Here is a 12,117-nt window from a genome sequence, read left to right on the forward strand (position 1 = left end):
GATAAGAAAATGAGCGAGCAAAACACTGCCAAAGCACCGATCATCACCAGCATGCAGATCGTTCCCGTGGCCGGACATGACGGCATGCTGCTCAACCTGAGCGGCGCCCACGGCCCGTTTTTCACCCGCAACATTGTCATCCTCAAGGACAACGCCGGCCACACCGGTGTCGGTGAAGTGCCGGGCGGCGAGCGCATTCGCCAAACCCTCGAAGACGCCCGCAGCCTGGTGGTCGGCAGTCCGATCGGCACGTATCAGAAGATCCTCAATCAAGTGCGCCAAACCTTCGCCGACCGCGATGCCGGTGGCCGCGGCTTGCAGACGTTCGACCTGCGCATCACCATTCACGCCGTCACCGGCCTCGAAGCCGCGCTGCTCGACTTGCTCGGCCAGCACCTCGATGTGCCAGTCGCCGCGCTGCTCGGTGAAGGCCAGCAGCGTGATGAAGTGAAGATGCTCGGTTATCTGTTTTACGTCGGTGATCGCAATGAAACCGACCTCGCCTACCGCAGTGAACCAGAGGCCGACAACGACTGGTTCCGCGTGCGTCACGAGAAAGCCATGAGCGCCGACGCGGTGGTGCGCCTGGCTGAAGCGGCCCATGCCAAATATGGCTTCAAGGACTTCAAGCTCAAGGGCGGCGTGCTCAGTGGCGACGCCGAGATCGAAGCCGTCACTGCACTGGCTGAGCGTTTTCCCGATGCACGTATCACCCTCGATCCGAATGGCGCCTGGTCCTTGAAGGAAGCGATCCGGTTGTGCCGTGATCAGCACGACGTTCTGGCCTACGCCGAAGACCCGTGCGGGGCGGAAAACGGTTACTCGGGCCGCGAAGTCATGGCCGAATTCCGCCGCGCCACGGGGCTGAAAACCGCGACCAACATGATCGCCACCGACTGGCGGGAAATGGGTCATGCGATCCAGCTGCAATCGGTCGACATTCCGCTGGCCGATCCGCATTTCTGGACCATGCAGGGTTCAGTCCGCGTCGCCCAGATGTGCCACGAATGGGGCCTGACCTGGGGTTCGCACTCCAACAACCACTTCGACATCTCCCTGGCGATGTTCACCCACGTCGCGGCCGCCGCACCGGGTGAGATCACCGCCATCGACACCCACTGGATCTGGCAGGACGGCCAGCGCCTGACCAAGGCGCCGTTGCAGATTGTCGACGGTTGCGTACAGGTGCCGAAGAAACCGGGGCTGGGGGTCGAACTGGACATGGACCAAGTTGCCAAAGCCCATGAACTGTACAAAGGCATGGGACTGGGCGCGCGGGATGACAGCGTGGCGATGCAGTTTTTGATTCCGGGATGGACGTTCGACAACAAGCGGCCGTGCCTGGTGCGTTGAGTCGACGGTAGCGCGCTCATTGGCAGTAAACCCGAGCTGCTGTTGGCAGCCCGGGTTTAATGAACGGGGTCTTCCCCCCTAGAATGGCGCACACCTGAATCAACAACGGACAACATCAACATGGATCGCTTGAAAACACTCGTGGTTTGCCTGGGGCTGCTGACCGCAGGCCAGTGTGTCGCACAGGACCCCATCGAATCGGTGGTAAACGCCGCTGTAAATCCGCTCATGCAAACCCAAGGCATTGCCGGCATGGCCGTGGCCGTCACCGCCAACGGCAAGCAGCACTTCTTCAACTACGGCGTGGCATCGAAGGAAACCGCCAAACCGGTCACCGAAAACACCCTGTTCGAGATCGGCTCGGTCAGCAAGACCTACACCGCAACCCTCGCCGGCTACGCCCAGGCTCTCGGCAAGCTGTCGTTTTCCGACAAGGCCAGTCAGGTGCTTCCCGCCCTGCATGGCAGCGCGCTCGACAACATCAGCATGCTGCAACTGGGCACCTACAGCGCCGGAGGCCTGCCGCTGCAATTTCCTGCGCAATTCGATTCGGCCGACAAAATGCTCGGCTATTACCAACAGTGGACACCCGCCTACGCCCCCGGTAGCCACCGACTGTATTCCAACCCCAGCATCGGCTTGTTCGGCTACCTGGCCGCACACAGCATGGGCCAGCCATTCGACCAACTGATGGAAAACACCCTGCTGCCGAAACTCGGCCTCAAGCACACCTTCCTCAAGGTGCCGCAGGAGCAAATGGGGTTGTATGCCCAGGGCTACAACAAGCAAGGCGAGCCTGTGCGCGTCACCCCGGGGGCGCTCGACTCCGAGGCCTATGGCGTGAAAACCAGTGCGGCGGACCTGCTCCGCTTTGTCGAAGCGAACATGCACCCGGCAACGCTGGAAAGGCCGTTACAGCAAGCCATTGCCCTGACGCACACCGGTTACTACAGCGTTGGCGACATGACCCAGGGGCTGGGGTGGGAGCTGTATCACTACCCGGTAACGCTGGATCGTTTGCTGGCCGGGAACTCGACGCCGATGGCCATGCAGGCGCATGAAGCTCAGTGGCTGTCCCCGCCGCAATCGCCGACTCAGGACTTGCTGATCAACAAAACCGGATCGACCGGTGGCTTCGGTGCTTATGTTGCGTTCGTGCCAGCGAAAGACATCGGCATCGTCATTCTGGCCAACAAGAACTATCCGATTGCAGAGCGGGTAAAGATTGCGCATCAGGTGTTGAGCGCTCTGAGTCGCTGATAGAACAAAAAATAAAAGATCGCAGCCTTCGCCAGCCCCTAAAACGAATCCTTTAGAGGCTGGCGAAGGCTGCGATCTTTTTGTTGGGGGTTTAAACCTGCGCGGAGAACAATCGCTCTAGCGGCCAGCAAACCTGCGTCGAGCTCTACAAGTCAGCTCAATCATCCGGCTGTTCTGGCGGTTTGGTCGGTTTCGCCGGTTTGGCGTTTTTCGCGGCTTTGGCGCCTTTGGCTGCGGGTTCGGTTTCAGCGACTGGGGTGGCCACTGTCGGCGGCGGGGTTTCTTTCTCGGCTGCCGGCAATTGGTCAACGGCGGCGAAAATCTCTTCGAGCTTGACCGTGTCCGCTTGTTCGAATTTCTTCTCGCCGTCCTTGCCGACCAGAATCACCTTGGTCTTGGCGCCGGCCCCCAGCTTCAGCGAGCGGATCAACGCTGCCGTGTCCTGAGGCCCCAGATCTTTGCCTTCGCGCTGGCCCATCAGGTTGAGCACGGTGTACAGCACCATGTTGCGATCGGTGAATCCCTTGCGATTGGCCGGCTCGTCCAGCGACTTTTTCAGGCTGACCCATGTCGGATCAACCGTGCTCGGAGCGATGACGATCAGTGGCCTTGCCCTGCCCTTGTCCATGTCCAGCGGTGAGTCGCCATCGGCGGCGAACAGGGGGCTGGCGATCGCCAGCAGGGTAGCCAGGGTCAGTGACCTGATGAGCATGCGCATCTCCTTTTGATATCCACGCTCTAATGATTGCGCATCGCGGCGTTCGTTCCGGGTGACGCTCCGCAAATGTATTTCGCCTTGCCCAAAGCTTAGGTCAGGGCAGTCATTGCGCAACAGGCTGGGGTCAAAGCAGCACATCCCCGTGCTGATTTTCTCCCGTGGCGGTAGCGCCGTCATTCCTCTCTGCTTGTTTAAACGCGCGGGAATCGCAGCAAAGCATGCTTACTCTCCACTCGATCGCATATTGTATTTTGTCGATTCAATATGCGATTCTTCAGATAACAGAAGACTATTCAGTGAAGAATCAATCGTGACCTGATTGCTTTTTAACGCGCGAATACCTGTTTCATGAGCATTTTCCAGATGATTTGGAGGCTTCATCTCATTGACAGGTTTCATCACGCGACTTTGGTATTCAACGTACTGATAACAAGGAAAAAAATGAACAGTATGGAAATGAGTCGTCGCCGCTTTGTGAAAACCATGACGACACTTGCGGGTGCGGGTCTTGCAGGCACATTAACCTCATTTGCAAATGGTGAGGCGCATTATCCTTTTAGCGCGGGATCAAAATCACCGACGCTCAAGGTGCCTCCATTGGCATGCGACTGCCACCACCATATCTATGACAGAGCCTATCCCTACGTCGACAATCGAAACCTGCCAACAGCCAGTGTGGCGGATTATCTTAAACTGCGCTCACGACTACGGTTGACTCGCAGCGTCGCAATTCAGCCCTCTTCTTACGGTACGGATAACAGCTGCCTGGTGGCTGCTCTTTCCCTCCTGGGGCACACCTCGCGAGGCATTGCTGTCGTAGATGACAGGGTTGAGCTGGCGGAACTGAAAAGGTTGGACGCCGCCGGGGTACGTGGTTTGCGATTCAATTTGGGGGTGGCTAGCGTGACCACGCCCGAGATGATCAAACCATTGGCAAACCGGATTGCGGATCTAGGGTGGCATGTGGAGATTCACATGCGTGCTGATGAACTGCTGGGCATGAAAGATATCTTGGCCGACCTGCCCGTTCAGGTTGTCTTTGACCATTTTGGTCGAATCCCACATCCAGCCGGCATCGATCATCCCGCTTACAAACTCATTGCAGACTTGGTGAGCCGAGACCGTGCCTGGGTCAAGATTTCCGGTGCGTATCAGGATTCAGTCCTGGGTGGGCCAGCCTATGAGGACGTCAAATCTCTCGCTCAAACCATGATCGAGCTCGCTCCACATCGGGTGATTTGGGGAACCGACTGGCCACACCCCAGCCTGCAAACAAAACAACAGCCTATGCCTGATGACGCCGGCATGATGGACCTGCTCAGCGTCTGGACTCGGACTAAGGATGATGTGGACAAAATCCTGGTTGAGAACCCGGCACGCCTGTACGGATTCTGAGTGCCATGGCATATCGCGGCTCATTGGGCCTAAGCGCCCCATCACTATCAGATCGTTGGGTTAGCCGCTTTCTTTGCTAACGGCGTTCCTCCCTCCCCGTAACCACACCACAAATCGCAGAAGTCACTATGAAGAAGACGTTTCGCGCTCTGTTCCTTGCCGCTGTCATCCCTGCCATAGCCTTTGCAGAGATATCACCCACCTCGCAACAAGACGATGCAAAATTGCTGTATGCCAGCTTGGGAGAAAAGTTACTGGGTTACAGCATCGACCCTGATAACGCATCGCTAACTTTTTTGAGTGAAACCGTTGCTCCGGCCAATGTGCAGTTCGCCGTCAAAAACAATGCCGGCAATATTCTGTACGTTGTCTCTAGCAATGCTGGAAATGGCACCCTTGGTGCCAAGGGTGATACTCATGTGTTGAGCAGCTACAGGATCGACGTCAAGACAGGAGCGCTCAGACAGTTAGGTGCTGCAATCGCGTTACCAGAGCGCCCGATCAATCTGGGACTGGATCATCAAAATCGCTTTGTCGTGGTGGCATACAACCAGTCAGCCACACTGAGTGTTCACACGCTCAAGGAAGATGGAAGCGTCAGCTCCGCCGTTGCACAGAATCAAGTACCCGAGGCCGGCATATTTACTCACCAGGTGACATTCACGCCTGGCGACAAGTCTGTGGTTGCGCTGGCTCGTGGTAATGACGCGGTAGCCAACGTCCCGGACCAACCGGGCAGCATCAACACCTTTACTATTGATGACCAGGGCCATCTGTCAAAACTTGTGACCTCTTCCATCGACCCGGGTGTTGGCCCTCGTCATCTTGCGTATCACCCAACCCAGCCTTGGGTTTATGTGTCCATGGAGCGCGGCAGCAAGCTATACATGTATCCGTTGGAAAGCAACGGTACCCTGGCAACAAAACCTTTGTTCCGTAAAGACACCCTTCAATACAAGGCCAACCTCGACACTCCACGTCAACGAGGTGGAGTCATCCAAGTCAACCCCAACGGCAAATACTTGTACGTGACCAACCGGGCAGATGCCACGGTTGAACAGGACGGCAAACAGGTCAGCGCCGGGGGGGAGAACAACGTGGCAGTATTCAAGATCGATGGCCAGACAGGCGAACCACAACTGATCCAGATCATCGACGCCCAAGGCATTGAAGGACGAACGATGAAGGTTGATCCATCAGGCAAACTGCTGGTGGTGGCGAATCAGAAAACCTTATGGGTCAAGGATGGCGACTCATTGAAAAAAATCCGTTCCAACCTGGCCATTTTCAGGATCAAGCAGGACGGCAAGCTTGAATTCGTCCGCAAATATGAAATGGACGACGAGAAAAAAGCACTGCTCTGGATGGATATCTAAACAACCGATCAAGGCTGAGCGCGGCACATTTCCGCTCAGCCTTGATCGATTGCTGCGCTAGGGTTGCGAAGCCAAATCAGCCCGTTGAGCTTTGACAGTCCCCGCAGAAACCTCCCCTGCAGCATTACCCCAACTGTTTCTCAGATAAGATGCCAATGCCGCGACCTGGGTGTTATCCAGCCGCCAGCCGAAGGACGGCATGGACGGACCTGTCGGAGCTGCATCAGTGGCAACAGCCTGAGCCCCCTGCAAGATCACGCGAATCACAGTGGTCGGATCTTCAGCCAATACCGATCCCGAGTTCTTGAGCGATGGGAAAAGTTTTGCGACACCCTCACCATTACTCATGTGACACGCCGAACAGTTATCGGCGTAAAGCGCCTTGCCAGCGACCATGCGTGGGTCTTTGGCGTCCAGTTTTGGCGGTTGTTGCAGATCTGCTTTTTGATCTTTAAGGTAATTCGCGATCGCCAGCAGGTCTGTGTCGTCCATAAACTGCGTGGAGTTGGTGACCACTTCCGCCATCGGCCCGGACGCTGCCGCATAACGGTTACGGCCGGTCTTCAAGTATTCGACGATCTCTTCTTCGCTCCACAAACCGATACCACGATAGTCATCGCCCGTGATCGTAGGCGCTACCCAGCCCTGCAGCGTATAGCCTTTCAAGTGTCCATCCGACGTGTCGCCTCCGAGAAAATTCTTGGAGTTGTGGCAAGTACCGCAATGCGCCAGGCCTTCGGCAAGATAAGCGCCACGGTTCCACTTCTCGGACTTGGCCGGATCAGGTTGAAACTCTCCCGGCTTGAAGAACATCATGTTCCAGCCTATCAGGCTCATTCTGATATTGAACGGGAACGGTAACTGATTGGCGACGACCTTATTGTGAACAGGCGGCAATGTAGCCAGATACGCCCGGATCGCCAACAGATCTTCACGCTTTACTTTGGTGTAGGCCGTATATGGAAACGCGCCGTATAGGTACTCGCCTTCATGACCTACACCTTGCTGAAGCGCGCTTACAAATTGATCATCAGTCCAGCCACCAATGCCGGTCTCCCGATCAGGCGTCAGGTTAGGTGCGACCAACTTGCCGAATGGCGTCTCAATAGCTCGTCCCCCCGCCATAGCCGGGCCATTCTCCACCGTATGGCATGCAGCACAGTCACCGACGGTAGTCAGATAGCGCCCTTTTTCGATATCTGGAAAGAATGCATTTGCTGCCTCTGCCAGCGGGGAAAGCATCAACACCCCAAAGATTGCCGTTACTGCTGCTTTATTCATGCTTGCACCAGTGGGCCAGGGTTTTTCAGATACTGGGTGCGAATGGCATTCGCCGCCCAGTAAGCCAAAGCCCCCACCGTGGCGGTCGGGTTGTAGCCGGCATTCTGCGGAAACGCTGAACCACCGATAACAAACAGGTTAGGTACGTCCCAGCATTGGAGGTATTTGTTCACCACACTGTCGCGCGGGTTATTACCCATGATTGCGCCGCCCGTGTTGTGTGTGCTCTGGAAAGGCACAATGTTGTATGGTCCCTTCGGCGCCTTGGCGACGATCTGTTTCGGGCCCATGGCGCGTGCCACTTCAGCAGCCTTGTCGGTCACGAAGGCTGACATTTTCAAGTCGTTCTCCGGGAAGTCGAACGTCAGCTGCATCATGTTGCGGCCATGCCGATCCTTGTAGGTCGGATCAACCCCCAGGTAGTTGGCACGCGTGGGATACGAACTGCCTTGGGTGCGAACAACTGTCGTACTGAGGTAGTTGTCCTTAGTCGCCTGCTTCCACTTTTTGCCCCAACGAGGCGTGCCCGGAGGCGTCATGCGATTGCTGATTGGCCAGCCACTGGTGACGTTCGACATGATGCACGCGCCGCCAAAGAAGCCGAGGCCTGAGTGGTCAAAGTTGTCGCCGTTGAATTCGTCGCACGCCTGGCCTACACCGCCGCCTGCAATGAAGGGGTTGAAGTTTTTGTTATCGAAAAACAACTGAACGCTGGAGTTGGTCTGATACGCATAGTGCTTTCCGATCAGGCCTTTCTCGGTAACCGGGTCGTAGGCTTGGCCAATCCCGGAAGCGAACAGCAAACGTACATTAGGCACCGAGAAGGCGGTCAAGATAACCAGATCGGCCGGCTGCTCGTACTGCTGCCCTGTGGAGTCGACGTAGATCACGCCAGTAGCGCGAGTGCCTGACGCATCCATCTGGACCCGCAAGACCTCGGACTGCACTTGAGCGGTAAAATTGGGTTTACGCATCAATGCCGGGATGATGTTGGTTTGCGGTGTCGCCTTGGAGTAATTCGCACAACCGCAGCGCGAACAGTAACCGCAATAAGTGCAGGGGCCCATGGTTACGCCATAAGGGTTGGTGTAAACCGCAGATGCGTTGCCGCTTGGCGTCGGAAATGGGCGCATGCCCAGGTTTTTTGCTGCTTCTGCAAACAAAGTCGGCGCGTACGTCATTGGCATCGGTGGCAGTGGAAACTCACTGGAGCGGTTGCCTTCAAAAGGATTGCCACCTTCCTGGTACGCGCCATTCAACATGCCGGCTTTGCCGCCAATGCCTGCCATTTTTTCGAACTTATCGTAGTAAGGCTCAAGTTCGTTGTACGTCACGCCCCAATCACGGATGAGCAGGTCTTTAGGTATCGCACGAGCGCCATAACGTTCCGTCAGATGGCTGCGCAATTGAAAGTCCGTGGGGTTATAGCGCCAGGTCAAACCACTCCAATGTGCGCCCGATCCTCCGACACCGGTTCCGAGCAAAAACGAACCGTACTCACGAATTGGCAGCGCCGTCTGATGCGCTGCATTTCGAAACGTATAGGTGTCTTCGGCCGCCGTAATCATCAACTCCTGCTGAATCACATAACGCAGTTCGTCCTGAACATACCCCACATTGAAGTCGGTCGCGGTGTCTCGCCAAGGTCCACGTTCAAACGCAATGACGTCCAGTCCCGCTTCCGCCATTTCGATCGCCATGATGGAGCCGCACCAGCCCAGCCCAACGATAGCGACGTCTTTTTTTGGTAGTTTCTTGATCATGATCAGGCTTTAACCTTCCAGTCAGGACGACCGGAGATGCTTACAGGCGGATGGGGATAGGTTTCGTTGTGGCGATCGATCCAATCCAGATAGTCATAACGCGCGCCGGGATAGCCGAGCATCGTCCAGCTCACCATGTCACGGTTTCCGCCGTAGATCGGGTCAGCAAAAAAGCCTTCCATCGTTCTGGAAAGCAGCACCTCAAAAAAAGCCTTTCCATCGACTTCATTCGGCAATTCGATGTGCCCATCCTCCAGCCCGTGCAGAACCGACTCACGTTCATCGATTGAAAGTTCGGCAAAACGTCTCCCGCCAAACGCTGATGCACAGTGCCATTCCAGCGCAGCCAACCCGATGCGCATTTGTTCAGCCGGTGTCTTGTCTGACTGAGTACCTTGCGTCGGCAATCCTTTTGCAAACGGTCCTTGCAGATAGAGGCGTGCCCCCTGCCCTTGGGGGCCGGACATTTGCCTGTCGATGTAAACCGCGCAGCCGGCATCTTTTCCGCTTGGACTCAAGTGATCGGCCGGGATCAAAGTCTCGACAAGTGCTTCGACTTGAACCCGTTCGTTCTCGGAAAAAAACGTCCAGTTTTGAGGATCGATATTTTTAGGAGGGGCCGCCGCATCGGGAGCCCAAGGCAGTGGACGCCCACCAAGGATCGTTGCCGCACTGGCAAACGAGGAACTGACCGCGATCAGCGCACCGGCGCCTAACAGCTGCCTGCGGCTGATCTGAAAGCGATCGTCAGACATAGGTACCTCACAAACTTGAAAACATGAGGCGCCATAATATTGCACTTCAATGCAACGACGTACAATTTTGTAACATTAAAATTCATTCATACGATTGATTTTTTATGGTGCTTACCTGCGAGGATCTGGTGATTTTGGTTTTACAGAGGCAGAGGTCGATCCTGCACGACCCGCTTCATAACGAGCGTCGACGTCAGCCTCTGCACATTCGGCAACGTCGAAAGACTCTCATCGTAGAGCCGCTGAAAGGCTGGCAAATCTTGGGTAATGACGTGAAGCAGGTAATCCGGTTCACCAAACAGCCGTTGAGCATCGACTATCTGGGGAATTCCGAGGAGCGCTGTTTCGAAAGCCTCAACTGCCTGTCTGTCACCTTCGCGAAGGGTAGCAAACACCATGGCGGAAAAGTTGAGGCCCAAGGCGCCAGGATCCAGTTGCGCTCTGTAACCGAGCAGTACTCCCGACTCCTCCAGCGCTCGAACTCGACGATGGCAAGGTGAAAGGCTCAATCCGACACGCTCGGCGAGTTCAGTCACTGAAAGACGGCCGTCCTTTTGCAATTCAGAAAGAATCTTTCGATCAATTCGGTCCATTTGGAAGAATCTCCCTCATTCACGCGATATACCGAACATCTTTGAAAGTAAATTCTAACAACATTTCACTATTCTTCCTCGCATCCAATTCTTCCGGAGCAGGACGATGAGTTATCAGCAAGACACGTGGGTGGCGCCATGAATCTCAGTGTGTTTATCGCCTTCTGGGCGGTGTCGATTCTATTCGTCATAACCCCGGGCGCAGACTGGGCCTACGCCATATCCGCAGGTTTGAAAGGGAGGGTCGTCATACCTGCCGTGGGCGGACTTCTGTCCGGCCACCTGATTGCAACCATGGTGGTTGCCGCAGGCGTCGGCACGCTTGTAGCCAACCACCCTTTGGCCTTGACGGTGCTAACGATTGCCGGAGCGGCCTATCTGCTTTGGCTGGGAATCAACATGCTTGCCCGCCCTTCGACACCCCATGCCGATGATGTTCAGGTTTCGAACTCCTGGACACGCTGGGCGATCAAGGGCCTGTGCGTGAGCGGGCTCAACCCGAAAGTGTTTCTGTTGTTCCTGGCGTTACTACCGCAATTTGCCCACGCCTCCGCCCCTTGGCCCGTGCCGCTACAGATGATTGCACTTGGTTTGGTCCACACGATCAGTTGCGGGGTGATCTATCTTTTGGTCGGCTTCGGTTCTCAGGCCGTTCTGCATGCACGACCCACGGCGGCTCGGTTCGTCAGCCGGTTCTCTGGCGCGGCAATGATCATCATCGCAGTCATTCTGCTCGCCGAGCAGATACTGGATTAATCCTTTTTTATCGAGGCAGTGTTCATGAGCGATCAGCCCGCACCTTACGGCAACGCAACTCACGCGCAGGCGGCGACCCGGGTGCGCATACCGCATCTGAAACAAATGAAAGTGGAAGGCCGGAAATGGGCGATGCTCACTGCATACGATATGTATAGCGCTGCCATTTTCGACGACGCGGGTATACCGGTTCTTCTGGTGGGCGACTCTGCCTCCAACAACGTCTACGGCAATGAGTCCACGCTATCGGTAACCGTTGATGAACTGATTCCGCTGGTTCGGGCGGTCAGTCGCTCCACTCAGCGAGCCCTGGTGATTGCCGATCTGCCTTTCGGTTCTTATCAGGCCTCGGCCGAGCAATGTTTCCATACCGCCGTGCGCTTCATGAAAGAAGCCGGTGCCCACGCGGTCAAACTGGAAGGTGGCATCGAGATGCTGCCTCAAGTCGAGAAGCTGACGAGTTCAGGCATACCGGTCATGGCCCACATCGGTTTCACACCACAGTTCGAACATCAATTGGGCGGCTTTCGTGTCCAGGGCCGGGGCGAAGATGCACAGCGTTTGCTCGACAGTGCCAAAGCTTTTGAAGCCGCAGGCGCGTTCGCGATTTTGATCGAGATGGTGCCAGGCGATGTGGGTCGAGCGATTACCGAAGCGGTTTCAATTCCAACTGTTGGTATCGGCGCGGGAAATCAATGCGATGCCCAAGTCCTCGTCTGGCAGGATATGGCCGGACTGCGCACCGGTCGCATGCCGCGTTTCGTCAAGCAATACGCCGATCTTCGCTCGGCTCTTCACAACTCGGCGAAGGATTTTGCAATGGATGTAGGTGCTGGAACTTTTCCCGGACCCGAGCACACTTTCTAG

The 12,117-nt window shown here is 56.0% G+C and carries 11 protein-coding genes; 6 read left to right on the top strand and 5 right to left on the bottom strand.

Going from position 1 to position 12,117, the window contains the following annotated elements; translation table 11 throughout:
• Positions 1-9 precede the first annotated feature (9 nt).
• Together gudD and ampC are read left to right on the top strand one after the other, a co-directional pair.
• Positions 10-1,353 (top strand): glucarate dehydratase, encoded by a 1,344-nt coding sequence (gene gudD / locus ASD60_RS15120; protein ID WP_056854761.1) that lies wholly within the window; start codon positions 10-12, stop codon positions 1,351-1,353.
• Between the two features lie 120 nt (positions 1,354-1,473).
• Entirely contained in the window at positions 1,474-2,613 is a 1,140-nt protein-coding gene (gene ampC, locus ASD60_RS15125; protein WP_056854762.1) for a class C beta-lactamase, read from the top strand.
• A gap of 157 nt (positions 2,614-2,770) precedes the next feature.
• Here ampC and ASD60_RS15130 read toward each other — a convergent pair whose 3' ends face one another.
• Positions 2,771-3,325, bottom strand: coding sequence for a DUF4174 domain-containing protein (locus ASD60_RS15130; RefSeq protein ID WP_056854763.1), 555 nt, complete (start codon positions 3,323-3,325; stop codon positions 2,771-2,773).
• 354 nt (positions 3,326-3,679) lie between these two features.
• Here ASD60_RS15130 and ASD60_RS15135 point away from each other — a divergent pair, with 354 nt between their 5' ends.
• Positions 3,680-4,726 (top strand): amidohydrolase family protein, encoded by a 1,047-nt coding sequence (locus tag ASD60_RS15135; RefSeq protein ID WP_236708473.1) that lies wholly within the window; start codon positions 3,680-3,682, stop codon positions 4,724-4,726.
• A 128-nt stretch (positions 4,727-4,854) separates the two neighbouring features.
• Complete coding sequence (locus ASD60_RS15140) at positions 4,855-6,102, top strand: lactonase family protein (RefSeq protein ID WP_056854764.1); 1,248 nt, start codon at positions 4,855-4,857, stop codon at positions 6,100-6,102.
• 57 nt (positions 6,103-6,159) lie between these two features.
• Here ASD60_RS15140 and ASD60_RS15145 read toward each other — a convergent pair whose 3' ends face one another.
• The 4 genes from ASD60_RS15145 to ASD60_RS28385 all read right to left on the bottom strand — a co-directional run bounded on the left by ASD60_RS15145 (position 6,160) and on the right by ASD60_RS28385 (position 10,494).
• Positions 6,160-7,383, bottom strand: a complete 1,224-nt coding sequence (locus tag ASD60_RS15145; protein ID WP_056854765.1) for a c-type cytochrome — start codon at positions 7,381-7,383, stop codon at positions 6,160-6,162.
• A complete protein-coding gene (locus tag ASD60_RS15150) occupies positions 7,380-9,083 on the bottom strand; it encodes a GMC family oxidoreductase (protein WP_330219573.1) in 1,704 nt (567 codons plus the stop codon). Before ASD60_RS15150 ends, ASD60_RS15145 begins: the two co-directional genes overlap by 4 nt.
• Before the next feature lie 65 nt (positions 9,084-9,148).
• Entirely contained in the window at positions 9,149-9,901 is a 753-nt protein-coding gene (locus ASD60_RS15155; RefSeq protein WP_056854767.1) for a gluconate 2-dehydrogenase subunit 3 family protein, read from the bottom strand.
• 140 nt (positions 9,902-10,041) lie between these two features.
• Positions 10,042-10,494: an Lrp/AsnC family transcriptional regulator gene (locus ASD60_RS28385; RefSeq protein ID WP_007973385.1), complete on the bottom strand. Its 453-nt coding sequence runs from the start codon at positions 10,492-10,494 to the stop codon at positions 10,042-10,044.
• Between the two features lie 138 nt (positions 10,495-10,632).
• Here ASD60_RS28385 and ASD60_RS15165 point away from each other — a divergent pair, with 138 nt between their 5' ends.
• Positions 10,633-11,250 carry a LysE family translocator gene (locus ASD60_RS15165; protein WP_056854769.1) on the top strand — a complete coding sequence of 206 codons (618 nt, stop codon included), beginning with the start codon at positions 10,633-10,635 and terminating at the stop codon, positions 11,248-11,250.
• 24 nt (positions 11,251-11,274) lie between these two features.
• On the top strand, positions 11,275-12,117 hold the full coding sequence (panB, locus tag ASD60_RS15170; protein ID WP_056854770.1) for a 3-methyl-2-oxobutanoate hydroxymethyltransferase: 843 nt from the start codon (positions 11,275-11,277) through the stop codon (positions 12,115-12,117).

This window comes from Pseudomonas sp. Root562, from assembly GCF_001427125.1.
Taxonomy (GTDB): Bacteria; Pseudomonadota; Gammaproteobacteria; order Pseudomonadales; family Pseudomonadaceae; genus Aquipseudomonas.

Excerpts from the sequence above, each read along its gene's own strand:
- gudD (WP_056854761.1), top strand. The coding sequence starts at position 10 with ATGAGCGAGCAAAACACTGCCAAAGCACCGATCATCACCAGCATGCAG.
- ampC (WP_056854762.1), top strand. The coding sequence starts at position 1,474 with ATGGATCGCTTGAAAACACTCGTGGTTTGCCTGGGGCTGCTGACCGCA.
- ASD60_RS15130 (WP_056854763.1), bottom strand. The coding sequence starts at position 3,325 with ATGCTCATCAGGTCACTGACCCTGGCTACCCTGCTGGCGATCGCCAGC.
- ASD60_RS15135 (WP_236708473.1), top strand. The coding sequence starts at position 3,680 with ATGAGCATTTTCCAGATGATTTGGAGGCTTCATCTCATTGACAGGTTT.
- ASD60_RS15140 (WP_056854764.1), top strand. The coding sequence starts at position 4,855 with ATGAAGAAGACGTTTCGCGCTCTGTTCCTTGCCGCTGTCATCCCTGCC.
- ASD60_RS15145 (WP_056854765.1), bottom strand. The coding sequence starts at position 7,383 with ATGAATAAAGCAGCAGTAACGGCAATCTTTGGGGTGTTGATGCTTTCC.
- ASD60_RS15150 (WP_330219573.1), bottom strand. The coding sequence starts at position 9,083 with ATGGCGATCGAAATGGCGGAAGCGGGACTGGACGTCATTGCGTTTGAA.
- ASD60_RS15155 (WP_056854767.1), bottom strand. The coding sequence starts at position 9,901 with ATGTCTGACGATCGCTTTCAGATCAGCCGCAGGCAGCTGTTAGGCGCC.
- ASD60_RS28385 (WP_007973385.1), bottom strand. The coding sequence starts at position 10,494 with ATGGACCGAATTGATCGAAAGATTCTTTCTGAATTGCAAAAGGACGGC.
- ASD60_RS15165 (WP_056854769.1), top strand. The coding sequence starts at position 10,633 with ATGAATCTCAGTGTGTTTATCGCCTTCTGGGCGGTGTCGATTCTATTC.
- panB (WP_056854770.1), top strand. The coding sequence starts at position 11,275 with ATGAGCGATCAGCCCGCACCTTACGGCAACGCAACTCACGCGCAGGCG.